Genomic DNA, 24006 nt, shown 5'->3' with positions numbered 1-24006 from the left:
TTGCCGGACCGCACAACCGGTTTGGCTTCGGCTTAAGTAGGCATATGCCGTGCCAATTCTCTCGACTGTGTTCGCTTGGGACGTGCAGCGGCAGCCGGGGCAATTTGAACGCCTGGAGAATGGCCATGCAGACGAATTCGAAGAAGGCCGAACAGGTCGGCCTCCCGGCGACCTCACGGCTGAGCCGGTCGTACGGCAAGGCTGATTTTGCCGACGCATTTTCGGTGGACTTGCCAGGGACTTCCTGCAACGACGCAGAGTCTCTCGCTCGACACATCTTTGCCGAGCAACCCGAGTGGATCGCGACGCTGCAGGGAGTTCGCGACATTGCCGTATGGCCATTCGGACTTAAAAGAACGGTCGATCTGAAAATCGCGAAGGGAGACCGGCTTAGTATTTTCCGCGTGTTCGAACGGCACAAAGACGAGATCATTCTGGGCGAGAACGACACGCATCTTGATTTCCGTGTGTCGGTGCTCGTGCAGCCTGCATCTGAGGGCCGGCCCCAGCGGCTGATAGTCACTACGCTTGTCTTCTACAATCGTTTGCTGGGTCGGGCCTATCTCGGCCTTATCGCTCCTTTCCACCGCCTCGTCGTGCGAGCCTCGCTCGACCGGGCACAGCGGATCGGATGGCCCGGCCGCTAGCGGCGATTCACCAACGCCCTTCCAGCGGGCCGTAGATGACCAGATCTCAAAGTGGCGGGCTCCTGAGAGCGGTCAGGACCAGGCGTAGCTATCCATTTTGACCTGTTCAGTCACGCTATCGCACCTTCACTTGCAGCCACTCATGCCCGACAGGGCCGCCGAGGCTGTTCCAGACGCAGTACCAGATAAATACGCCATTGATCCGTTCTGCCGTCGCCATGTGCATCGTGGAGTATTCGCTCATGCTGCAGCCGACGCCGTCATCCTCAACGAGCGGTGACGCAAATAAACGTTGTTCATGATTAGCGCGACGGCAGTCAATGTTGCGCCCCCGATCTGGGCCGACATCGGCACTACTCCGGTCAGCGCGGACACGACGAATGCGGTAATCGGTACGACGTCCATGAACAGCACGCCGTTCATCGGACCCAGGATCCGGTTTCCGGAGACCCAGAACAAGATCGCGCCGAACCCAGCGACAGGCCCCATGTAGAGCAGATGCGGCGCAATGGAACGCAGCATCGACAACGTCGGCGCGGGCACCGCGTGCAGTGCAATCAAGATCGCGTTGACGGTAACGATCGTGGTAAGACCTAGCCAGGTCGTCATCGTTGTGTACTTCAGTGCTGACCAGCGTGCGAACCGCGCCGAGCCGAACGTGTATACCACCCAACAAAACGCTCCGATCACGATCAGCCCGCTGGCAGCGTAGTGCTGGGGTCCGTGAATGGCGGCCAGCAAATCGCCGTTCGTAATCACCAGCGACACGCCTGAGAACGATGCCGCGACGAACAGAAGCGAGAGCACTGGTGGTGCGCTGCGTCGTAGCCACGAGCTAAGAAGCAAGCCCATCATCGGTTGCGTTGCCATCATGATCGACGCATCGAGCGCGCCGTCCGGCCCGGCAAGTTGCTGCCCGAGAAAAACGAACGAGCCGAAGCCGCAAAAGCCGACAGAGCCGAGCAACCACGCAGTCCCGAGCGAGTGGCCGTGGGCGGCAAACGCGCCAGCACCTTCGCGATACCGTAGCAGCATAGCGAAAGCGACCCCGGCTATCAGATAGCGCAGGGACGTAAACGTGAATGGATCGACGTGTGTCAACGCGTCAGTCATTATGGGAAACATCGCGCCCATCAGCACCGTACCCACCAGGCACAGTGCAACGCCCTTCCAGTAACGTATCGAAGATGCAGATGAAGCTGAGATTGATTTCATGACTGATCGTTCTCAAAATGGGTTAAAAAAATGCCAGCGGCCACCGACATCCCAACAATCACCGACTCGTGCCGATGGAAACGTTCATCTCAGACCAGCGCTCGCATCGTCATGTCCACAATCGACGTGAGCGCGGATTTGTCCAAGTCGGTCTTGCCGAGCACTCGCATCCCCTGAACGATGCAGAGCAGAAACCGACCAACCTCCTCTGCGTCCAAGCGTTTATCGAATTGGCCAGCCTGCTGGCCGCGCGCGATCGCAAGACTGAACTGCGTCGCGATGCGGTGCAGCGTCGATTCGATGTGGGAACGCATGTCCTGGTCGTCCGGTAGCAACTCGATCGCCGCATTGGTGATCAAGCAGCCGTGCCGATCGAGCAGATTCGCGCTGACCAACGTGTAATGCAGCAGCGCCGCGCGCAACGCGTCAGCCGGCGGCATGTCGGCGGCCAGCCGCTCCTTCAGCCGCGCGACTGCACCTTCCGCATAGCGATCGAACGCCGCGACAAGCAAACCGTGCTTGTCGCCGAAGGTCCGGTAAAGACTGCCGCGGAACACGCCTGTAGCGTCGCACAGCGCCTCGACAGGCGTCGCGTGATAACCATGCGCCCAAAATATTCGGGCAGCAGCGTCGATCGCCTGGTCGACATCGAATTCCCGCGGTCGGCCGCGTTCCGCAGAACGTCCGGGACGGGAGCGAGCGCGAGTTCGGGAACTGTCGAAGGTAGTCATGGAGTAGATATTAGAACCAATCGTTCTCAAAATCAACCTGCAGACTCTATTCCAAAACGCTCGCTGGGCGATTGAGGATATTCAGTTTTCTGGATGAAACCTTGATCGCCGCAATCGGAAATAAGAGAGGGATACTGATGCCGGAATTGAACGACCGAGTGCACCAGTCGTCTGGGACGCGCCTGATGCAACAGGCATAGTCGACCCGGAGCGGTCCTATAGAAACGTAGAGAGGATTGTCGCGTCCTCGCGCGAGAGCCATTCAGCTGCGGCGAAATGGGTGCTTTTGCTTACCACCCCTCCCAAAACGACTAGTTCGATTTGGAAGTCAATGCAACGTTCGCTGGACCTGTTGCAGGCGGCGCTTCCGGCTCGTCGAGATGGCATTCGAAATAGAGGAGGTGATGCCACTCGCCATGGATGGGCGAGTTACGCTGACAAGATTGACTCTACCGACGATCGTATCGTCGAGCCAAACGAGGTACTGATAGGCTCGATCTCCGTCTCTATCGCTAGTTGCTGCTCTTATCGCTTCGCGAACCGCGGAAGCGCTGTAGTAGTCGCAAGGGCGAGCGTTAATCCATTGCTCGAAGTAGGCCCGGTTTTCGACCTCGAATGCAAGTAGCGCGTCGGCATCGCTCAACGTCGGTGGAGCCATCGTTGTCGTCCAACGGCTCGGGTGTGCACAAGCAGGAAATCACTCTCGGGACTAAAGCGCGGATCTGATCTTGTGCAGCGAGCTGTTGCAGGGCCCTCGGAAGTCGACGGCCTTCCGCCAGGGATAAGCCGAAATCCGCAATCGTCGCGCCTTCAACCGGTCGTCGCACAGCGCCAACCGTGACCCTTTCTCCCGTTCCTTGCCGCTCCAGATAGATTTTCCAATGCAGTTCCATGACCGTCTCTCCCCAGCGGCTCAAGAACTCCAGTGTAGTCGTTGCGGTCGACTCCCCACGATCTCGTGCGCTCCCGTGGACGCCGCTAACGGAAATTGCGAGCGACAACATCGGCACACTCTCACGAAACGCTCGCATGTGCCGCGATCAGAGCCGCCTGAATTAACGCTGTAAACGTGAAATGATTAAATAATGATTTTGTAATTAATGGATATTTGCACCATTGCGATGATCGACAGAAAGCGCTTGAACCACGTTGGTGCCGGAATTCGCAATTAGAGAGCAAATACTTAAACATGATATTGCTCCATCAAAAAAAGTTTTCTCACTGGCATTTTTTTTTGCTATCTTCGACTCGCTTCAACAAAACTGACACATAGATCTGGCGGTCCGAGACCCCTGATGGCGTCCAGGCGGAGGGCAAATGACGGATAGTCGGCCGCGTTGGTGCCGAAGCGAAATGTATTGGGTTAGTACAACTATCGATTGTCGATAAGCACAAGAAGCATTGCGGGTTCATGAGCGGCCAGGAAATTGCCGCGTGGGCTGCATTTGCTAATTCGTAGTGCGAATGTAATTTCGCACAAGTCGGTTTCTGCCACGCGCGACTTGTGGTCATGGCGTGACGAGGGTTTTCTGCGGCAGGATTGGGGCGTACTGCGCCGAGGGAGCGAAGGTGGTGATGAAAGTGCAAATGGGAGCGCCAGCCGAAGGCGTGCGCTCGGGCGGACCAGGCCGCCCACGCGAATTCGGGCGTAGGCAGCAGAACCCTGTGCGCCGCTACGGCGGAATTGGCGCGGTAATCGTATTGCACATTGTGCTCATCTACGCGTTGGTCAATGGTCTTGCAAACAAGGTCGTGCAGGTGATTCAGCATCCGATTGAAACGAAGATCATCCAGCCCGTAGCACCGCCGCCGCCGCCCCCGCTGCCTACCGTGCAGCTGCCGCCGCCGAAGTTCGCGCCTCCGCCGCCGCCTTTCGTGCCGCCTCCCGAAGTGCCGGTGCAGGCGCCACCGCAGCAGTCGATCGTGCATCAGGCTGCGCCCGTGGTCAGCGCGCCTGTCACCGCACCGCCTGCACCACCCGCGCCGCCTGCACCCGTGCAGAAGCCGGTGAGCCACGAAGTGGGCGTCGTGTGCCCAAACTCGGATGAGATCCGTTCGTCGATCCGCTATCCGAAAGAGGCACAGGACAACGGTGTGACCGGCGACGTGCTCATCGAATTCGTGGTGGATCCGCAAGGTCATGTTACGAATGAGCGAGTGGCGCAGTCGGCCAATGACGACAGTCTGGATGCCGCTGCATTCAACGCAGTCAAGAAGTTCAACTGCATTTCGCAAGGCCAGCCGGTACGCGTGCAGGTTCCGTTCTCGTTCAGTCTCAACTGACGCTCGGGCTGCATGTATCGGGTGGCGACTCATTACCCGGATTTTTAGATGTTCAACGGATGAATTGGAGCAGGCATGAAAAAGCGTTCCTACGCCGCACTCGCGGCAAGCATGTTGATCGCGGTAGCCACGGTCGATACCTTTGTCGCGCCGCAGCTTGCCAACGCGCAGGCTAGCGTCCCTGCGGCAGTCGCGTCGGCGCCCGCCACCGCAGCCGTCGCCGCACCGTCACCCGCCGCGAGCGCGGACCAGCCGGCGCCGCCCCCCGCACCGGCCACCTCGGAGACGGTCACGAACCCATACGGTCTCGGCGCGCTCTGGAAGAACGGCGACTTCGTCGCGCGCTTCGTCCTGTTGCTGCTCGTGGTGATGTCGATGGGCAGCTGGTACATCATGATCACCAAGTTCTTCGAGCAGTTCCGCGCAAACCGTCGTGCGAAGAGCGCTGACGAGCAGCTCTGGAGCGCGCCGTCGCTAGCAGAAGGCGCAAAGCAACTCGAGGAGTCGTCGCCGTTCCGGTTCATCGCGGAAACCGCGATCGAGGCCGGCGAGCATCACGACGAAGCGCTGCTCGAGGCCGTCGATCGAAACACGTGGATCGACGTTTCGGTCGAGCGCGCCATCACCAGCGTGTCGAATCGCCTGCAGGACGGCCTGGCATTCCTCGGCACAGTGGGCTCGACCGCGCCGTTCGTCGGCCTGTTCGGTACGGTGTGGGGCATCTATCACGCGCTGACGGCCATCGGTATTGCAGGTCAAGCTTCGATCGACAAGGTCGCGGGTCCGGTCGGTGAGGCGCTCATCATGACCGCCATCGGTCTGGGCGTGGCCGTGCCGGCGGTGCTCGGCTACAACTTCCTCGTGCGACGCAACAAGGCTGTGATGGAGCGTGTCCGCGGCTTCGGCGCGCAACTGCATACGGTTCTGCTGGCTGGCGGCAAGCGCGTCGCGCGCTCCGCGCCGCGCGCCGCCGTCATGGCCGACTGAGCGAGGAGTACGCCATGGCCATGAGCGTTGGAGGCGAGGGCGATGACGACGAGGTCATCTCGTCCATTAACACGACGCCGCTCGTCGATGTGATGCTGGTATTGCTGATCATCTTTCTGATCACGATTCCCGTGGTGACGCATACAGTGCAGCTCCAGCTACCGAAGCAGACGGTGACGCCGCTGCAGACGCAGCCGAAGAGCGTCGAGATCGCGGTCAATCGCGATGGCGACTTCTTCTGGTACGAGCAGCACGTCGATGCGCCGACGCTGCTGGCACGGCTGAAGACAGTGTCCGTGCAGACGCCGCAGCCGGAAGTGCATATCCGCGGCGACCAGGCGACGCGCTATGAGGCCATCGGGCGCGTGATCACGTCGTGCGAGCGGGCGGGAATCGCCAAGGTGTCATTCATTACGGAGCCGCCGGCGCGCGGCGGTTAAGGGGCGGTTATGGGCATGAACGTATCGTCGGGCGGTGGAGCAAGCGAACCCGAAGTGATGGTGGACATCAACACGACGCCGCTGATCGACGTGATGCTGGTGTTGCTGATCATGCTGATTATCACCATTCCGATCCAGATGCACGCGGTGAAGATGAACTTGCCGGTGGGCAATCCGCCGCCGCCGGCCGTGCAGCCGGAGGTGGTGCAAATCGACATCGACTTCGACGGCGCCATGACCTGGAACGGCACACCGGTGCCCGATCAGGAGACGCTGGAGCGCAGGTTCGCGCAGGTCGCGGCCGAACCGGAACAGGCAGAAATTCATTTGCGTCCGAACCGGCTCGCGCCATACAAGGACGTGGCCGAAGTGATGGCCGCGGCCCAGCGCGAAGGCGCAACGAAGATCGGCTTGATCGGCAACGAACAGTACATGCAGTGAGGCATTCGAAAGCGATGAGCATTTCTTATCGATTCAAGAGGACGGCGCTTGCGCTCGCGGTGAGCGCATTGTCGACGCTGGCCATGGTGCCGACAGCGGCGCGGGCGGCGGACACGCTACGTCCCGACGTGGCGAAGCCGCTGAACGATGCGCAGAACCTGTACCGCGCGCACCACTACGAGGACGCGCTCAACAAGATTGCGCAGGCCGCGGCCGTATCGAACAAGACGCCGTACGAAACGTACATGGTCGAGGAGATGCGCGGCGCCGCCGCCATGGCGGCGGGCCAGAACGGCGTTGCCGCGCAGGCGTATGAATCGCTGCTCGCGAGCGGGCAGCTCAAGGGCGAGGACGCCCAGCGCACGACGGCGGCGCTTGCGGGCATCTACTTCCAGCAGAAGAACTATGCCCAGGCGATCAAGGTCGCGCAGCGCTACCAGAAGGCTGGCGGCGGCGATCCCCAGATGGCCACGCTGCTGGTCGAGTCGTACTACCTCTCCGGCGACTACGCCAGCGCGACGCGTCTGCTGAATGCGAGCGTCGAAGCTCAGGTGCGCGGCGGCCATACGCCGGAGGAGGCGCAACTGCAGCTGCTCGGTACCTGCGCTCAGCATGCGAACGACCAGGAAGCTTATCGCAGTGCGCTCGAAAAGCTCGTGGCTTATCACCCAAAGCAGTCATATTGGGACGACCTGCTGCACGCGATTCGCAGCAAGCCCGGCTATCTCGGCGCACTGGATCTGGACACGTATCGCCTGCGCCGCGCGACGGGCTCGCTTTCCAGCGCCGATGACTACATGGAGATGACGCAACTGGCGATCGTTGCCGGGTCCACGGCCGAAGGCAAGCAGATCATCGATCAGGGCTTTGCGTCTGGCGTGCTGGGTCACGATGCTGGAGCCGATCGCGAACGTCGCCTGCAGGCACTAGCGGCAAAGCGCGCCAATGCTGCGCCCGACCCGGCCAATCCCGTCGCACCGTTCGATGCGGCATTCAATCAGGTGTATGCGGGGCAGGCGAAGCAGGGTCTCGCGACCATGGAATCGCTCATTGTGAAGGGCGCCCTTGATCACCAGGATCTAGCGCGACTGCGCCTCGGCGAGGCTTATTTTGCCTCGGGGCAGAAAGCGCGAGCCATCCAGGCTTTCAATGCAGTACGGGGCAACGATGGCAGCGCCGATCTGGCGCAGCTCTGGGTGCTGGTGGCATCGAAGCCGTGAGTGTTTGAGCGAACCGCAACAACGCATCAAAGTTCGGTAGTTAGTTAGGTATACGTAGGAAAGAAGGAGTGGCGTGGCCCGGTTTGGCTCGGCAGGGGTGGATGTGACAGAAGTGAAGCAGCACGAGGTTTTGGGGGCAAGTGGTCGGCTGTAAATGGAAGAGCCCTGGGGAGGGCGAATCCAGGTAAAAAGTGGCGCGATGCGACAGCGTCGTCAAATCTAATGCGGGGGTTCACGAGACCTTGCTTCGCATAACGAAGTAGACGTGACCGACGAGAGAGAAGGGGGAAACTGTGAAACAAAGAGCATTGGCTGTTGCCATTCGAAGAATAATCTGGGCGGAATTGGCGTTTTCAGCGGCGTTTGCGGTACCGGCGTTCGCGCAGAGCCAGCCCGTGACCAACGGCGGCGCGGCGATCGCGGCGGATAATGCAACCGCGCCAGCGTCCGCGCAGCAGTCGGGCGCGAGCGCGCAGACGAGTGCCGACAGCACGGGCGGCGCAGCCGCCACGACTGGTGACAAAGCCACCGTCAAGCAGCTGAAGAAGTTCGAAGTGACCGGTTCGCTGATCCGGCAATCGGACAAGACGGGCTTCCAGCAGGTGCAAACGATCACCACGAAGGACATTCAGAATAGCGGCGCGACGACCGTGGCCGACTATCTGCGCTCGGTTTCGGCCAACTCTGCCAATAGCTGGAGCGAAGGCCAGGCGGGCAACTTCGCGGCCGGCGCGGCGGGTATCGCGCTGCGCGGCTTGAGCGAGAAGTACACCCTCGTGCTCGTCGACGGCCAGCGCGTTGCGCCGTTCGCCTTCTATTCGAACAGCACCGACAATTTCTTCGACCTCAATACCATCCCGCTCAACGCCATCGATCGCATCGAGATCGTGAAAACCGGCGCTGTGTCGCAGTACGGCTCGGACGCCATTGCGGGCGTGGTCAACATCATCACGAAGCACGATTTCCGCGGCCTTCAACTCGACGGCAGCTACGGCAGTTCGGTGAGCGACGGTGGCGGCAACGGCACGACGAAGTTCGGCGTTCTGGCGGGCTTCGGCGACCTCAATGCGGACCGCTTCAACGTCACCGCATCGGCGAGTGTCTATCACTCGGCGGGCTCGACGCTGGCCGACCGCGATTCCACGTCGGCGCAGGACTTCACGAACAAGCCGGGCGGCCTCTCGCTGCTCGCGCCGTCCTATTGGCAAACGGGGCCCAACACCGCACAGGCGTTGAGCGGGTGCCCATACGGCGGCTCCGTCCATCCTGCCGGCAGCAATTTCCTGGGCGCGGCTGCTGGGCTGGGCGGCACGGTGTGCGCGTTCAACACCGCCAACGGCATGTCGATCGCGCCGGAGACGACGCGCGCGAGCGCAAAGGTCCACGCCGACTTCAAGGTCGACGACACGACCACCGCCTTTGCCGATCTGTGGGAAAGCTACACCCAGACGACCACGAACGACGGTCTCTGGAACAACATCGTCGGCAGCCCCCAAACCCCGACGCTCACCTATACTCCGGGCGTTGGTCTGACGCCGTTCAACAACGTCGTTCCCGCAAGCAACCCGTACAACCCGTATGGCGTGGACACGCCGCTCACCTATTCGTTCCCGCGTACCGTGGCAGAAGAGACGTACGCGAACTTCTGGCGTGCGTCCACGGGCATTCGCGGTTCGTTCTCGGTGCCGAAGTATGGGGACTGGGACTGGTCGACTGCTTATAGCCACTCGCAGAGCAACGTTTCGAACACCTACACGAATCAGCTCAACGCTGCGACGCTCAATAACATCTACCAGAACGGCACATTCAACTTTGCCAATCCGTCGTCGACGCCGAACGGCCTGAACGGCCTGTACATGGATGCGAACAACCAGGGCATCTCGAAGCTCGATACGGTTGACGCAACGCTCGCCACGCCGAATCTGTACCATCTGCCAACGGGCGATATCGGTGTCGGCTTCGGCGCCCAGTTCCTGCACCAGAGCGAAGTCATCAACCCGGGCGCGGAGTTTTCCCAGGGCCTCGTGGCGAACCCGATGCTGCAGACCGTCAACGGCCAGCGCAATGTCGCGGCGGTGTACTACCAGGTCGACGTGCCCATCGTCCACAACCTGACGTTCAGTCAGTCGGGCCGCTACGACCACTACAGCGACTTCGGGGGCGCGTTCTCGCCGCGCTTCGCCCTGCGCTATCAGCCCGTCAAGGAGCTGACGATGTACGGCTCCTATAACCGCGGCTTCCGCGCGCCGACATTCGTCGAAAACAGCACTTCGCAGACGCTCGGTATCCAGCAGTCGGCCACCGGCACGGTCACCACGATCACCGAGGGCAATCCGAACCTGCAGCCTGAACGCACGCGCAACATCAACCTCGGCTTCCAGACTTCGCCCACGCGCACGACCGATTTCGGCTTCGACTGGTACAAGATCCGTGTCGATCACGTCATCGGCGAGGCGGCTTCGCCGTCGCAGGTCGTGACGAATGCGCAAGGCCAGGTGGTTTATGAAGTGTTCCCGTACGAGAACCTCGGCTACCTCGACACGAACGGCTTCGAAGGCACCTTCCGCCAGGCGTTGCCGACGAAGGCGGGCACGTTCACGCTGACGGCCGACTGGGCGTACGTGAAGGACTTCACGCTCGGGCAGTCCACGGGTCCCATCAACGGTGCGGGCAACAACTTCACGATCACGCAGCCGTTCGGCGGCAGCTTCCCGCGCTGGAAGGGCAATACGACGCTCGACTGGGCCTATCACGGCTGGAATGCGGCGCTCACGTGGATGTACACGGGACCGTACGCGCAGACGCTTTCGGTGGCTGCGCCCACGCCGGTTGCCGACAAGGTAGGTTCGTATAGCCAGTTCAACCTGATGGTCACCTACACGGGCATCAAGCACTGGACGATCTACGGCGGCATCAACAACATCTTCAACCGCACGCCTCCGTTCGATCCGATCTTTGCCAGCAGCGCGCTCGACCAGACGGGCTACGACACGTCGCTGTACAACTATATCGGCCGTTTCGCGCAGATCGGAGCGACGTACAAGTTCTGAGCGATCGGTGCAACGTAGTGAGTAGTCGATGAGGCAGGCGGCCAAGGCCGCCGGCCTCGAATGTTTCCTGTAGTGGCGAGCGACGGCGGCAAACCCCTGCCACGTCGGACAGACGAACCGTGCATCGGCCAGACGCCGGTGTGCGTCCTCATGCAGACAGACGATGAGATTGAAGAAGTTGAGCTTGTCACGATTGTCGCCGCATTGGTCAGGTGCGGTTTGCGCACTGGTCATGGCAGTGGGTGTGGGTGCGCTTGCCGGGGTGCCGGCACGAGCGGCTACGGCGCTCGCGCAGTACGATCAGCCGAAGTATCCCGCCGGCTTCACCCATTTTGACTACGCGGACCCCGATGCGCCGTCGAACGGCGTCCTGAGTTTCGAAAACTACAATGAGTACCAAAGTTACGATTCGCTGAATCCTTTCCTCGTGCGAGGCGCACCCGCGCCGGACATCCAGAATCTGTTGTTCGACACGCTGATGCAGCGCAGTTGGGACGAACTGGCGTCCGAATATCCGCTGATTGCCGATCGCGTTGACGTCGCGGCCGACCTGGCTTCGGCGACGTTCCATATCAACCCGGCTGCGCGCTTCTCGAACGGCGATCCAATAACGGCCACCGATGTCAAATACTCGTTCGATACGCTCACGAGCCCTCAGGCTTCGCCGCTCTTCAATGCGCAGTTTTCGGTGATCAAGAAGGCGGTCGTGGTGAACGCCTCGACAATCCGTTTCGAGTTCCGTCGAGCGGAGCGTGACGCGCCGCTCATTGCAGGCGACTTGCCTATCTTCTCGCCCAAGTGGGGGATGAAACCGGACGGCACGCGCGTTCCGTTCGACCAGTTGTCGAACGAACCGCCCATTGCGAGCGGCGCGTATCTGATCGCCGAACGCAAGAACGACAAGCAGATTGCGTATCGCCGCAATCCCGCGTATTGGGCGGTCAATCTGCCCACGCGCCGCGGCATGTACCGCTTCGAGCGCATCACGTTCAAACTCTACCTCGACCTGTACACGCAACTCGAGGCGTTCAAGGCCGGCGATGCCGATGTGCACGTGGAAGACAGCGCGACCCAATGGGCGCGCAAGTACGTGGGCAAGAACTTCCGTAACGGCACGCTCAAGCAGACCAATTTCCCGGACGGTCCCGCACAGATGCAGGGCATGCTATTCAATCTGCGCAAGCCGATGTTCCAGGACGTACGCGTGCGCCATGCGCTTTCTCTCGCGTTCGACTACGACTGGATGAACCGCATGATGTTCTACGGTCAGTACCTGCGCCTGCACAGCTATTTCGAGGCGAGCCCGTTCGGCGCGACCGGCACGCCGGGCGAGAAGGAGTTGAAGCTGCTCGAACCGTGGCGCGCGAGCCTGCCGCCGGAAGTGTTCGGGCCGATGATCAAGCAGCCAACGACGCTGCCGCCCGATTCGCTGCGCGGCAATCTGCGTGAGGCGCGCGATCTCCTTGCGCAGGCGGGTTGGCATTATCGTGACGGCGCGCTGCGCAATGCCGCGGGCGAGCCCATGAACATCGAAATCCTGGACGACCAGCCGGGCATGGACCGCGTGATCCTCCCCTACACGCAGGCCCTCGCGACGCTCGGCATCAGTGCGCATCTGCGCGAAATCGACAGTGCGCTGTACCAGAAGCGCCTGGACAATTTCGACTACGACATGACCACCTGGCTCTACAGCCCGGTGACGATTCCCGGCGCGGAGCTTGAACGCCGCTTTGGCAGCGCGGCTGCCTCGCAGGTGGGCTCGGAAAACTATCCGGGCGTGCGCTCGCCGGCCGTCGACGCGCTCGTGAAGGCGGTGCAAGCCGCGAACACGCTCGACGATCTCGAAGCGGCAACGCGTGCCCTCGATCGTGTGTTGCTGAACGAGTACTACCTCGTGACGGAGTACTACCCACCTAACGCGCGCATCGCATACAAGACGTCGCTCGGTTATCCGTCAGTCGTGCCCGTATCGTTCGGGTCCCAGGACTGGATCATCGATTACTGGTATCGCAAGCCGCAAAACGCGCAGGTCGCCCGGACCGCGCAAGCGGCCGCCCACTGAGGACCACCATGTTCGCCTACATTTTTCGACGTCTATTGCTGATGGTGCCGACGCTGATCGGCGTCGTCACGCTCACGTTCGTCGTCACGCAGTTCGTGCCCGGCGGCCCGGTCGAGCAGATCATGGCGCAACTGCGCCATGGCAATGCGACGCGCGGCGGCGAGACCGGCGCTGGAGGAGGCGGCTATCACGGCAGCCAGGGCGTGGATCCGCAACAGATCGAGCAGATCAAGAAGGAGTTCGGCTTCGACAAGCCTCCGCTCACGCGCTATTTCCTCATGCTCAAGGACTACGCCACGTTGGATCTTGGCCAGTCGTACTACCAGCACGACAGCGTCTGGAACGTGATCCGCTCGAAGTTGCCCGTTTCGATCACGCTTGGCCTGTGGACAGTACTGCTAACTTACGTGATATCCGTGCCGCTCGGCATCGCAAAGGCGGTGCGCAACGGGTCGCGATTCGACACCGTGACCAGCGTACTCGTGCTCTCCGGCTATGCGGTGCCGGGTTTCGTGCTCGGCGTGCTGCTGCTGATGCTGTTCGGTGGCGGCTCGTTCTGGCAGGTGTTCCCCATGCGGGGTCTCACGTCCGATGACTTCGCTGACCTGAGCCTCGCGGGCAAGGTGCTCGACTACCTGTGGCACATCGTCCTGCCGGTAACGGCCTCCGTGGTCGGCAACTTCGCGATCGTCACGATTCTCACGAAGAACACGTTCCTCGAAGAGATCGGCCGCCAGTATGTGCTGACCGCGCGGGCAAAAGGCGCGCCCGAGCGCGATGTGCTGTGGAAGCACGTATTGCGCAACGCGGCCATTCCGCTCGTCACGGGCTTGCCCGCCGCGTTCATTGGCGCTTTTCTCAACGGCAATCTGCTGATCGAAACGCTGTTCTCACTGGACGGCATGGGCCAGCTCTCTTACGACTCGGTTATCCGCCGCGATTACCCCGTCGTGCTTGGCTCGCTGTTTCTATTCACGCTGATTGGCCTCGTAACCAAACTCATTGCTGACGTCTGCTATGTCCTCGTCGACCCCCGCATCCAGTTCCAACGCCTGGACGGCTGAAACCGCCGCCGTTGCCCACGCGCCGTCGGTCTCGCCCTGGCGCCGCACGTGGCAGCGCTTTCGCGCGCAGCCGCTCGGCTATTGGAGCCTTGTCATCTTCGTCACGCTGTTTGCGATCAGCATGCTCGGCGAGGTGCTCGCAAATGACCGGCCGCTCGTCGTGCGTTACGACGGTCAGTACTATTTCCCGATCGTGAAGGATTATCCGGAGACGATCTTCGGTGGCGACTTTCCGGCGAGGACCAACTACCTCGACCCGTATATCCGGCAGCGCCTCGAATCGAACGGCAATTTCGCGATCTATCCGCCCAATCATTTTCATTACGATACGATCGACTACTTCGCGGCGCGACCGTATCCGTCCGCGCCATCGGCCACGAATTGGCTCGGCACCGATCAGTTCGGTCGCGACGTGCTTTCGCGGTTGCTCTACGGCTTCCGGCTTTCCGTGCTGATGGCTCTGGCGCTAACGGTATCCGGCGTCGCATTGGGCGTGTTGACGGGTGCGGTGCAGGGCTTCTATGGAGGACGCACCGATCTCATCGGGCAGCGGCTCATCGAAATCTGGAGTTCGATGCCGGACCTCTACCTGCTCATCATCTTCGCCTCGATCTTCGAGCCTACGCTTTGGCTGCTGTTTATCCTGCTTTCCATGTTTGGATGGCTGGTGCTTTCCGATTACGTGCGCGCTGAATTCCTGCGCAACCGCTCGCTCGACTACGTGAAGGCGGCGCGCACGATGGGTCTATCGAACTGGCAGATCATGTGGCGCCACGTGCTGCCCAACAGCCTGACGCCGGTCATCACGTTCCTGCCTTTTCGCATGAGTGCGGCCATTCTCTCGCTCACCAGTCTGGACTTCCTCGGGCTCGGTGTGCCGCCGCCCACGCCAAGCCTTGGCGAGCTACTCCAGGAGGGCAAGAACAATCTCGAGGCTTGGTGGATCTCGCTCTCGGCTTTTGCGGCGCTCGTCATTACGCTGCTGCTGCTCACGTTCATGGGCGATGCACTGCGTAACGCACTCGATACGCGCAGGCGTGGCTCGGCGTTCGGCGGAGGTAAATAATGAATTGTCCTTTACTGGAAATCGAGCGCTTCAGCGTGCGCTTCGGCGAGAAACAGGCGGTGCGCGAACTGAGTCTCTCGATTGAGCGCGGCGAACGCGTGGCGCTCGTCGGCGAATCGGGCTCGGGTAAGAGCGTGACGGCGCTGTCGATCCTCGGCCTCGTCGAGCATGCAAGATTCACTGGGCGCATGCAGTTCGACGGCGAGGATCTGCTGCAGAAAACCGAGCAGGAGATGCGCGGCATTCGCGGAGCCGATATCGCCATGATCTTTCAGGAGCCGATGACCGCCCTGAATCCGCTGTACACGATCGGCAAGCAAATTGCCGAAAGCCTGCGTCTGCACGAGGGGCTCAGCGCCGGCGCGGCGCGTGAGCGCGGTATCGAGTTGCTGCGGCGGACCGGCATTCCCGAACCGGAGCGCCGCATCGACAGCTTTCCGCATCAGCTGTCCGGCGGACAGCGCCAGCGTGCGATGATCGCGATGGCGCTCGCGTGCCGCCCGCGCCTCTTGCTCGCCGACGAGCCCACCACGGCGCTAGACGTGACCGTCCGCCAGCAGATCGTCGATCTGCTGATCGACCTGCAGGAGCAGGAGGCGGCAGCGCGTGGCATGGCCATATTGCTCATCACGCATGACCTGAACCTCGTGCGACGCTTTGCGCAACGCGTCGCGGTAATGGAAAAGGGCGTCCTCGTCGAAACGAACACGACCGCGGCGCTTTTCTCGAACCCGCAGCATCCCTACACGCAGCGCCTGCTCGATAGCGAGCCGCGTCGCGAGGTGGCGCCAGTCGCGGTGGATGCGCCGCCCATCCTCGACGTGAAAGGCCTCGCCGTGGATTACCGCACGGCGGTCAAAGGCTGGCGCTCGGTGTTCGGCAGTTCGACTTTCCGTGCCTTGCACGAAGCGAACCTGACGCTGCGGCGCGGCGAAACGCTCGGTATCGTCGGCGAGTCTGGCTCGGGCAAATCGACGCTCGCGGCCACCGTGCTCGGCCTGAAAAGCGCGGCAGCGGGCGAGATCCGCATCGACGGGGTCGCGCTCTCGGCGCAACGCAAGGCGAGGGCCCGCCGCGCACTGTACTCGCGCATGCAGGTGGTGTTTCAGGATCCATTCGGCTCGCTTTCTCCGCGCATGACGATCGAGCAGATAGTCGGAGAGGGGCTGGCCGTGCACAGACCGGAGGTTGACGGACCGGCGCGACGTATGCGTATCGCATCGCTGCTCGAGGAAGTGGGCCTGCCCGCCGATTCGATGCAGCGGTACCCCCACGAATTTTCTGGCGGACAGCGCCAGCGTATCGCCATTGCCCGTGCACTGGCGGTGGAACCGGAACTGATCGTTCTCGATGAGCCAACCAGCGCGCTCGACGTCTCGATTCAAAAACAGGTGCTCGCGCTGCTGACGAACTTGCAGAAGAAGTACGAGCTGAGTTATTTGTTCATCACGCATGATCTGGCCGTCATGCGCGCGATGGCGCATCGTGTGATCGTGATGAAAGCGGGCCGCATCGTCGAGCAGGGTGACACGCTCGACGTGCTGCACGCGCCGTCTCATCCTTACACGCAATCGCTGCTGGCGTCGTCGATGCTGGACGAGCCGGCGGTGCTACAGGAGAAGTTCGCATGATCGAAGAGCGTTGGCTGCAGGGCGCGCGCACGCTGAAGAGCAGCGCCGATTTCTGGTCGCTGCGCATGACGGGCGAAGTTGTCGAGGACCACGTGGTGCGCAACGACGTCGCGCAGCCGCTGCGTGTGGTGCGCGAGCGGGGCGCAATGCTGACGGCCTGGACCGGCGCCGGTGCCGGCTATGCGGCGACGGCCGACCTCAGTGCAGAGGGGCTCCAGCGTGCGCTCGACATCGCCACGGCGCGGGCGTTCGCATGTGCGCAAGTCTCGTTGATCGATTACCGCCGCATTGCCCGGCCCGTTGCGAGCGGCAGCTATGCTTCGCCGAACATCGACACGCCGCTCCCCACCCGCCGTGAGTGGCTCAGCCAACTCGCGCACGAATGCGCGTCGGCGAACCTCGACTCGCGCATCGTCGAGCGCGTGGCGAGCATGCACGTCGCGCACACGGATCAACGCTATCTCACGAGCGACGGTGTGAGCATCGAGCAGCGCTTTCGCTACCTCATGCCAGGGCTGAGCGTGGCCGCGCATGCGAACGGCGACACGCAGGTGCGAACACTTGCCGGCGACCACGGCGCGCTCGGGCAGGGAGGTCTGGAGATACTCGCACGGCACGGCTTCAATGGCGCTGGCGCCCGTGTGGCGAACGAGGCGCTGCAACTGCTCGCGGCGCCGAATTGCCCGTCGGGCACGCGCGACCTGCTGCTGATGCCGGACCAGATGATGTTGCAGATTCACGAATCGATCGGTCATCCACTCGAACTGGACCGGATTCTCGGCGACGAGCGCAACTTCGCTGGCTGGAGCTTCGTGAAGCCGGAGATGTTCGGCAGCTATCAGTACGGCTCCCCGTTGCTGAATGTGACGTTCGATCCGGAGCTGCGCGAAGAAGCCGCTACCTACGCGTTCGACGACGAAGGCAGTTCGGCGAGCAAGCAATACCTGATCCGCAACGGGGTGCTGGAGCGGCCGCTCGGTGGGGCACTCTCGCAGCAGCGCGCCGGGCTGCCGGGGGTCGCGAACTCGCGCGCGGCCAACTGGAATCGCCCGCCTATCGACCGCATGGCGAACCTGAACATCGAGCCCGGTACCGAAACACTCGCCGCGATGATCGCAAGCATCGACAACGGCATTCTGATGACTTCGAATACGTCCTGGTCGATTGACGACCATCGCAACAAGTTCCAGTTCGGTTGCGAATATGGCCGGCTCATCGAGAACGGCAAGCTCACGCAGGTCGTCAAGCGGCCTAATTATCGCGGCATTTCGGCGAGCTTCTGGCGCAGTCTCGTCGCCGTAGGCGACGCGAGCACCCGAGAAGTCTACGGCACGCCTTATTGCGGCAAGGGAGAGCCCGCGCAGGTCATTCGTGTGGGGCACGCGTCACCGGCGTGCGTCTTCAGCAACGTAGACGTTTTTGGAGGCGCCTGATGAGCGACGTACTCTTTGCAAGCGAGCGTGTGGCGGTAGATTGGCACTCGCATTTCATGATGCTCGCCGATGCGATCGACCGGTTGTTGCTGGCTGGTGAAACGGCGCTCACTTCCTTTGCCGGAGAGCAATCGGATTTCATTCGTTTCAACGGCGGCAAAGTCCGGCAAATGGGACTCGTCTCCCAAGGCAAGCTCACGCTTCGGATGATCGATGGCGCGCGCCAGGCGTATTCCACGCTCGACATCTGCGGCAACGCTGATCAGGATCTGCGCGATGTGGGCGCGACGTTGCACACGCTTCGCTCGGACCTGCGTGATGCACCTGATGATCCCCATCTGCTCTACGACACGACAGCGTGGCAGCGTTCGACGCGGCGCACGGGACGGCTGCGGGATCCGCATGCCCTCATCCATGTGGTGGCCGAATGCGCGCGCGGGCTCGACTTCGTTGGCTTCTACGCGGGCGGCATGCTCGCGCGCGGCTTCGCCTCCAGTTGCGGCAGCCGCGGCTGGCACGAAGTCGAAAACTTCTGCTTCAGCTGGTCGCTCTATCTTCCGGGCGGCCGCGCCATCAAGACGACCTATGCGGGCGAGAACTGGGACGACGCGAAGTTTGCCAGCAAGGTGCAGGAGGCGGCGGCACGCCTGCCCGTGCTGGCGCTCGCGCCGCGAGCGCTCGGGCCGGGCCGGTACCGTGCATGGCTCGCGCCAGCGGCGCTCGAAGAACTGCTGGGCGTTGCTGCGTGGGGCGGCTTTTCGGCGCGCGCGCAGGCGACGTCGCAGAGCCCGCTTTACCGGCTGCATGGCGGCGAGCTTTCGCTCGACGCGCGCGTCTCGATCACTGAAGAGCTCGGACTTGGTATTACACCTGCCTTCAACGACGACGGCTATTTGCGCGAAAGCGTGCCGCTCGTGCGTGAGGGGAGGAGCGTCGCGCAATTGACAAACGCCCGGACGGCGCGCGAGTACGGCCTGCTCCCTAACGGTGCACTGGCGAGCGAGGCGCCGTCGTCGCTTTCGATGCCGGGCGGCGACCTCGCGGACGCGGATGTGCTCGCGGCGCTGGGCACGGGTCTGTACGTCGGCAACCTCTGGTACGTGAACTTCTCGGATCGCATGGGCTGCCGCCTGACCGGCATGACGCGTTTTGCGACGTTCTGGGTGGAGGAGGGGCGTGTCGTTGCGCCGGTAGACGCGATGCGCTTCGACGACAGTCTCTACGGCATGCTGGGCGAGCGCCTCGAGCGTCTCGGTGCGCAGCCCGAACTGCGCCTGTCCGAAGACACGTGGGGTCAACGCGCGACAGGCGGCATGCAGCTTCCCGGGGTGCTGGTGAAGTCGTTTGAACTGACGCTGTAGCCTGCCTGACCGACCCTGACGTCTCAAACAAGAAGGAAACAACAATGCAGTCGCGCTTACCCGAGGGGCTCGTCGTGCGCGCATTGCGCCCCGGCGATGCCGAAGCGTTGCATGCGCTGGGGCACAGCCCGTCAATAGTGCGGGGCAATGCAGAGCCACCGTATAGTTCGGTCGCGCAGACCCGTGAGCGGATCGCTAACGTGGTATCGCCGGCCGTCATCATCGGCGCGTTGGTGGGCGAGACTATCGTGGGCGAAGCTGAGCTGCATCCGCAGAAGTTGCGCCGCGCGCACGTCGGCGAGATCGGCATAAACGTACACGACGATTGGCAGCGTCGGGGCGTCGGAACGTTCCTCATGGAGCAAATCCTCGACTTCGCCGACAACTGGCTGGGCCTACGGCGGCTCCAACTTCACGTCTACACCGACAATGCTGCCGCGATCGCGCTCTACCGAAAGTGCGGTTTCGAAGTCGAGGCGCGTTTGCGCGGCGCAGTATTGCGCGAAGGAATACTCGCCGACTTCTTCTTGATGGCGCGCCTGCACGATCCGCTGCCCCTCACCCCGGAGTGATCCCCATGCACGTCCCGACACCATCGCCCGCGTTCGCGTCACCCGGTACTATCCGCGTGCGCACCTGCGAGCCCGCCGATTTCGAGGCGATCGCCGACTTGATGAATCAGCCAGGTGTGCGCCACGGCACGCTATTGAGCGGGTGGCGCACCCCCGAATCCTTGCGTGCGTGGTATGAGAGCCGGGCGCCCGGCTGCATCACGATTTGCGCCGATATCGACGGACGCGTGGTGGGACAATCGCAGCTCGATGTCGCGAAGGCGCGCCGCGCACACTGCGCTTGCGTGGGCTTCGGCGTGCACGACGCCTGGCAGCGTCGTGGCGTGGGCAGCGCGCTGATGGCGGCGATCGTCGCCTGTGCCGACCATTCGCTGGGCCTGCGCAGGCTCGAACTCGAAGTGTTCGCCGACAATGAAGCCGCGATCGCGCTCTATCGCAAGTTCGGCTTCGTCGTAGAGGGCCGCTCGCGCGGTGCCGCAATGCGCGCCGGCGTACTTGCCGATACGCTTCATATGGCGCGCTACGCGGAAGCACCACCGTTCGCTTCCCCCTTGTTCCCCTAACCGTACCGGCGAGCGCGTGCCCTTCTTTTTTATCGACAGGCCGGTCTTCGCATGGGTCATCGCGCTCGCGATAATGGTCGCGGGCGTGCTCGCGATTCCCATGTTGCCGGTCGCACAGTATCCGCAGCTCTCGCCGCCGCGCATCGTCATCAGCGCGGAATATCCGGGTGCGTCGGCGGAGGAGGTGGGCAACAACGTCGCGAGCGTGATCGAGGAGAGCCTCGATGGCGCCGAAGGCCTGCAGTATTACGAAACGACGAGCGATGCGCTGGGGGACCTGGAAATCGACGTGACCTTCACGTCGGATACCAATCCCGACATCGCGCTCGTGGACGTGCAGAACCGTCTGAAGCAGGTCGAGGCGCGGTTGCCGCAGCAAGTGGTGCAGCAGGGCATCGACGTGGAGAAGGCGTCGAATACGTTCCTGATGCTCGTCGCGCTCACGTCCATCGACGGCACGCGCGATTCCGCGCAACTCAGTGACTACCTGAACCGCTTCATCCTTCGCGATCTCAAGCGTGCACCGGGCGTTGGCGCGGCGGAGCTCTGGGACGCCGACGAGGCCATGCGCATCTGGCTCGATCCGGTGAAGCTGCGCGAATACGGCCTCACGGCGGCCGAGGTCAACGCGGCCATTGCCGCGCAGAACTCGCCGGTGACAGCGGGCACGCTCGGGAACGCGCCGTTCGTGAACGGGCAGCAAATCACCGAGTCGGTGAGCGTGAAGGGGCAACTCGAAACGCCCGACGAGTTCGGACAAATCGTGCTGAAGGCTAAGCCGGATGGCTCGCTCGTGCGCTTGCGCGACATCGCGCGCGTGGAACTGGGCCGCGCCGACTACTCGTTCTACTCGCGCCTGAACGGCAGATCGGCGGCGACCGTGGGCATCCATCTCGGCCCACGCGGCAACGCGCTGGAAACTTCGAACAGGATCCGTGCGCGTCTCGCGGAGCTGTCCAGACGTCTTCCTCCGGGCGTAGCGATCGAAATTCCATTCGATACCGCATACTTCGTGCGCGTGGCGATTCACGAAGTGGTGATCACGCTCATCGAAGCCGTGGTGCTCGTATTCGCGGTGATGTGGCTATTCCTGCGCGACCTGCGCTCCACGCTCGTGCCCACGGTGGTGATCCCCGTTACACTCATGGGCGCATTCGTGGCGCTGTATTGGGCCGGGATGTCGATCAACGTGTTCACCATGTTCGGCCTCGTGCTCGCTATCGGCATACTCGTGGACGATGCGATCGTTGTCGTGGAGAGCGTGCAACGCATGATGCACGAGCGCGGGCTTGCACCGCGCGAAGCCACGCGCGCCGCGATGAAGCGCATTGGCGGTGCGATCGTCGGTGTGACGGCGGTGCTCACCGCCGTATTCGTGCCGATGCTGTTCTTCAACGGCAACGTAGGCGGCATCTACCGGCAGTTCGCAGTGGCGATGATCGCGTCGATGCTGTGTTCGTCGTTCATGGCGCTCACGCTAACGCCGGCCCTTTGTGCAAGTCTGCTAAGGGTGCCGAAGCGAACGCCGAAGCCCGAGCGCGGTTTGACGGCGCAAGCGGCGCGGGCCTCGCGCGGCTACCGGGCGGTCGTGGCTGCGCTACTGCGGCGCGGCCCGCGTGTGCTAGCGATCTACGTGGTGCTGTGCGCGGTTGGTGCGCTGTTGTACTGGAAGCTGCCGCAGGGCTTCCTGCCGAGTGAGGACGAAGGGCAGTTGCAGGTGATGATTCAGTTGCCCGCGGGCGCCACGCAGGCGCGCACGCTCGACGTGGTAAAGCGCGTGGAATCGATCCTCGGCAAGCAGCAGGCCGTCGGCAACGTAACGAGCGTGGTGGGCTGGAGCTTCGCAGGCAGCGGGCAGAACGTGGCGATGGCGTTCGTCGAACTCAAGCCGTGGGGTCGGCGCGGCAAGGACGAGATAGACGCGCAGGCTGTGCGCGACACGCTAAACGAGCAATTCGGCACCATCCTCGACGGCGACGTGCAGGCTATGCTGCCTTCCGCGGTGCCGGGCATCGGCCACTCCGAGGGCTTTACGTACCGGCTGGAGGATCGCGGGGGCGTCGGCATGGACGGATTGAAGGCCGCGCGTGACCAACTGATCGACGCGGCCGGCAAGAGCCTCATGGTGGCGCAGGTCCACTCGGAGGACCTGCCTGACGGGCCGCGCGTGGAACTCGAAGTCGACCGCGAGAAGGCCTACGCATATGGCGTATCGTTCGACCGCATCGCGGACGTGCTGGGCAGCACGTTCGGCTCCAGTTATGTCGACGACTTTCCAGCAGGGGGGCGCATGCGCCGCGTCATCGTCGCCGCCGACGCACCCACGCGCATGAACGCCAGCCAGCTGCTCGACCTGCCTGTGCAAAATACATTCGGCGGGTCCGTGGCGATGTCGTCGATCGCGGCCACGCACTGGACGCTCGGCCCCGTGATGCTGAGCCGCTACAACGGTTATCTGTCGCTCGACGTGACGGGGCGCGCGGCGCCGGGCCATAGCTCGGGTGAAGCGATGGCCGAAATGGCGCGGCTCGCGCTTGCTCTGCCCGAAGGCGTGTATGGCGAATGGACCGACGCCGCGTTCGAAGAAGTCCAGGCGGCTCGCCAGACTCCGCTCCTCATCGGCCTCTCGCTGCTAGCGGTGTTCATGGTGCTGGCGGCGCTCTACGAGAGTTGGATCACGCCGCTTTCCGTGCTGCTGGTCGTTCCGCTCGGTGCGCTCGGTGCAGTGAGCGCGATGCTCCTGCGCGGGCTGCCCAACGACATTTACTTCAAGGTCGGAATGGTGACCGTAATCGGCCTTGCGGCGAAGAACGCCATCCTGATCGTGCAGGCCGCGAGCTTGCGCCGCACGGGCGGGTTGCCGCTGCGCGCCGCAGTTGTGGGCGCGAGCGTCGAACGGCTGCGGCCTATCGTGATGACTTCTGCGGCGTTCGTGCTCGGCGTGCTGCCGCTCGCGTTCTCGCGGGGCGGCGGCGCGCAAGGCCGGCACGCCATCGGTACGGGAGTCCTGGGCGGCGTGATTGCGGCGACGCTGCTTGGAATCGTGTTCACACCATTGCTCTACTACGCGGTGGTATCGCGGGTGACGGCGAAACCTGTGCATCGGGTACCGCGGCGCCGAAGCGAGCACACAGCGCAGGCTAAAGAGGCCGAAACGGAGGCGCCCTGACCTCCCCATGCACCTATGGCTGATCGGCCGCCGCGCAGCAGGCGGATGGTCCAATGCGCGGGTGGGCGGAA

At 62.6% G+C, this 24006-nt stretch carries 18 protein-coding genes; 16 read left to right on the top strand and 2 right to left on the bottom strand.

Going from position 1 to position 24006, the window contains the following annotated elements:
* Positions 1-125 precede the first annotated feature (125 nt).
* Complete coding sequence (locus AB3X99_RS06050) at positions 126-647, top strand: DUF2867 domain-containing protein (protein WP_368616393.1); 522 nt, start codon at positions 126-128, stop codon at positions 645-647.
* Positions 648-887: 240 nt separating this feature from the next.
* On the opposite strand, the gene AB3X99_RS06045 is transcribed toward AB3X99_RS06050, so the two are convergent.
* The gene (locus AB3X99_RS06045) at positions 888-1862 is read right to left on the bottom strand and encodes a DMT family transporter (RefSeq protein ID WP_342947006.1); all 975 of its coding nucleotides are present in this window, start codon (positions 1860-1862) and stop codon (positions 888-890) included.
* Between the two features lie 89 nt (positions 1863-1951).
* On the bottom strand, positions 1952-2593 hold the full coding sequence (locus AB3X99_RS06040; RefSeq protein WP_069261324.1) for a TetR/AcrR family transcriptional regulator: 642 nt from the start codon (positions 2591-2593) through the stop codon (positions 1952-1954).
* 1575 nt (positions 2594-4168) lie between these two features.
* On the opposite strand from AB3X99_RS06040, the gene AB3X99_RS06035 reads away from it, so the two are divergent.
* The 15 genes from AB3X99_RS06035 (at position 4169) to AB3X99_RS05965 (ending at position 23935) form a co-directional block, all read left to right on the top strand.
* The gene (locus AB3X99_RS06035) at positions 4169-4876 is read left to right on the top strand and encodes an energy transducer TonB (protein ID WP_368603334.1); all 708 of its coding nucleotides are present in this window, start codon (positions 4169-4171) and stop codon (positions 4874-4876) included.
* A 75-nt stretch (positions 4877-4951) separates the two neighbouring features.
* Entirely contained in the window at positions 4952-5863 is a 912-nt protein-coding gene (locus AB3X99_RS06030; protein ID WP_069261322.1) for a MotA/TolQ/ExbB proton channel family protein, read from the top strand.
* Between the two features lie 14 nt (positions 5864-5877).
* Entirely contained in the window at positions 5878-6303 is a 426-nt protein-coding gene (locus AB3X99_RS06025; protein WP_069261321.1) for a biopolymer transporter ExbD, read from the top strand.
* Between the two features lie 9 nt (positions 6304-6312).
* The gene (locus tag AB3X99_RS06020; RefSeq protein WP_069261320.1) at positions 6313-6744 is read left to right on the top strand and encodes a biopolymer transporter ExbD; all 432 of its coding nucleotides are present in this window, start codon (positions 6313-6315) and stop codon (positions 6742-6744) included.
* Positions 6745-6827: 83 nt separating this feature from the next.
* The gene (locus AB3X99_RS06015) at positions 6828-7964 is read left to right on the top strand and encodes a tetratricopeptide repeat protein (protein ID WP_368616718.1); all 1137 of its coding nucleotides are present in this window, start codon (positions 6828-6830) and stop codon (positions 7962-7964) included.
* Between the two features lie 293 nt (positions 7965-8257).
* Positions 8258-11014, top strand: a complete 2757-nt coding sequence (locus AB3X99_RS06010) for a TonB-dependent receptor plug domain-containing protein (RefSeq protein WP_368616392.1) — start codon at positions 8258-8260, stop codon at positions 11012-11014.
* A gap of 232 nt (positions 11015-11246) precedes the next feature.
* Positions 11247-13076, top strand: coding sequence for an extracellular solute-binding protein (locus AB3X99_RS06005; RefSeq protein ID WP_368616391.1), 1830 nt, complete (start codon positions 11247-11249; stop codon positions 13074-13076).
* Between the two features lie 8 nt (positions 13077-13084).
* Positions 13085-14140 carry a microcin C ABC transporter permease YejB gene (locus tag AB3X99_RS06000; RefSeq protein ID WP_368616390.1) on the top strand — a complete coding sequence of 352 codons (1056 nt, stop codon included), beginning with the start codon at positions 13085-13087 and terminating at the stop codon, positions 14138-14140.
* Positions 14094-15206 carry an ABC transporter permease gene (locus tag AB3X99_RS05995; protein ID WP_069261315.1) on the top strand — a complete coding sequence of 371 codons (1113 nt, stop codon included), beginning with the start codon at positions 14094-14096 and terminating at the stop codon, positions 15204-15206. Before AB3X99_RS06000 ends, AB3X99_RS05995 begins: the two co-directional genes overlap by 47 nt.
* On the top strand, positions 15206-16837 hold the full coding sequence (locus tag AB3X99_RS05990; RefSeq protein WP_368616389.1) for an ABC transporter ATP-binding protein: 1632 nt from the start codon (positions 15206-15208) through the stop codon (positions 16835-16837). Before AB3X99_RS05995 ends, AB3X99_RS05990 begins: the two co-directional genes overlap by 1 nt.
* On the top strand, positions 16834-18270 hold the full coding sequence (locus tag AB3X99_RS05985) for a TldD/PmbA family protein (protein ID WP_368616388.1): 1437 nt from the start codon (positions 16834-16836) through the stop codon (positions 18268-18270). Before AB3X99_RS05990 ends, AB3X99_RS05985 begins: the two co-directional genes overlap by 4 nt.
* A complete protein-coding gene (locus tag AB3X99_RS05980) occupies positions 18270-19631 on the top strand; it encodes a metallopeptidase TldD-related protein (protein ID WP_368616387.1) in 1362 nt (453 codons plus the stop codon). Before AB3X99_RS05985 ends, AB3X99_RS05980 begins: the two co-directional genes overlap by 1 nt.
* A gap of 44 nt (positions 19632-19675) precedes the next feature.
* Entirely contained in the window at positions 19676-20203 is a 528-nt protein-coding gene (locus tag AB3X99_RS05975) for a GNAT family N-acetyltransferase (RefSeq protein ID WP_368616386.1), read from the top strand.
* A gap of 5 nt (positions 20204-20208) precedes the next feature.
* A complete protein-coding gene (locus tag AB3X99_RS05970) occupies positions 20209-20766 on the top strand; it encodes a GNAT family N-acetyltransferase (protein WP_069261310.1) in 558 nt (185 codons plus the stop codon).
* 16 nt (positions 20767-20782) lie between these two features.
* Positions 20783-23935 carry a multidrug efflux RND transporter permease subunit gene (locus AB3X99_RS05965; RefSeq protein ID WP_368616385.1) on the top strand — a complete coding sequence of 1051 codons (3153 nt, stop codon included), beginning with the start codon at positions 20783-20785 and terminating at the stop codon, positions 23933-23935.
* Positions 23936-24006 lie beyond the last annotated feature (71 nt).

Source organism: Paraburkholderia sp. BR10882 (genome assembly GCF_040948855.1).
In the GTDB taxonomy this organism is placed as follows: domain Bacteria; phylum Pseudomonadota; class Gammaproteobacteria; order Burkholderiales; family Burkholderiaceae; genus Paraburkholderia; species Paraburkholderia nodosa_A.
Note: the sequence above shows the minus strand (reverse complement) of the source record. Positions and strands in the feature narration are given on the sequence as shown.

Excerpts from the sequence above, each read along its gene's own strand:
- AB3X99_RS06050 (WP_368616393.1), top strand. The coding sequence starts at position 126 with ATGCAGACGAATTCGAAGAAGGCCGAACAGGTCGGCCTCCCGGCGACC.
- AB3X99_RS06045 (WP_342947006.1), bottom strand. The coding sequence starts at position 1,862 with ATGAAATCAATCTCAGCTTCATCTGCATCTTCGATACGTTACTGGAAG.
- AB3X99_RS06040 (WP_069261324.1), bottom strand. The coding sequence starts at position 2,593 with ATGACTACCTTCGACAGTTCCCGAACTCGCGCTCGCTCCCGTCCCGGA.
- AB3X99_RS06035 (WP_368603334.1), top strand. The coding sequence starts at position 4,169 with ATGAAAGTGCAAATGGGAGCGCCAGCCGAAGGCGTGCGCTCGGGCGGA.
- AB3X99_RS06030 (WP_069261322.1), top strand. The coding sequence starts at position 4,952 with ATGAAAAAGCGTTCCTACGCCGCACTCGCGGCAAGCATGTTGATCGCG.
- AB3X99_RS06025 (WP_069261321.1), top strand. The coding sequence starts at position 5,878 with ATGGCCATGAGCGTTGGAGGCGAGGGCGATGACGACGAGGTCATCTCG.
- AB3X99_RS06020 (WP_069261320.1), top strand. The coding sequence starts at position 6,313 with ATGGGCATGAACGTATCGTCGGGCGGTGGAGCAAGCGAACCCGAAGTG.
- AB3X99_RS06015 (WP_368616718.1), top strand. The coding sequence starts at position 6,828 with ATGGTGCCGACAGCGGCGCGGGCGGCGGACACGCTACGTCCCGACGTG.
- AB3X99_RS06005 (WP_368616391.1), top strand. The coding sequence starts at position 11,247 with ATGGCAGTGGGTGTGGGTGCGCTTGCCGGGGTGCCGGCACGAGCGGCT.
- AB3X99_RS06000 (WP_368616390.1), top strand. The coding sequence starts at position 13,085 with ATGTTCGCCTACATTTTTCGACGTCTATTGCTGATGGTGCCGACGCTG.
- AB3X99_RS05995 (WP_069261315.1), top strand. The coding sequence starts at position 14,094 with ATGTCCTCGTCGACCCCCGCATCCAGTTCCAACGCCTGGACGGCTGAA.
- AB3X99_RS05990 (WP_368616389.1), top strand. The coding sequence starts at position 15,206 with ATGAATTGTCCTTTACTGGAAATCGAGCGCTTCAGCGTGCGCTTCGGC.
- AB3X99_RS05985 (WP_368616388.1), top strand. The coding sequence starts at position 16,834 with ATGATCGAAGAGCGTTGGCTGCAGGGCGCGCGCACGCTGAAGAGCAGC.
- AB3X99_RS05980 (WP_368616387.1), top strand. The coding sequence starts at position 18,270 with ATGAGCGACGTACTCTTTGCAAGCGAGCGTGTGGCGGTAGATTGGCAC.
- AB3X99_RS05975 (WP_368616386.1), top strand. The coding sequence starts at position 19,676 with ATGCAGTCGCGCTTACCCGAGGGGCTCGTCGTGCGCGCATTGCGCCCC.
- AB3X99_RS05970 (WP_069261310.1), top strand. The coding sequence starts at position 20,209 with ATGCACGTCCCGACACCATCGCCCGCGTTCGCGTCACCCGGTACTATC.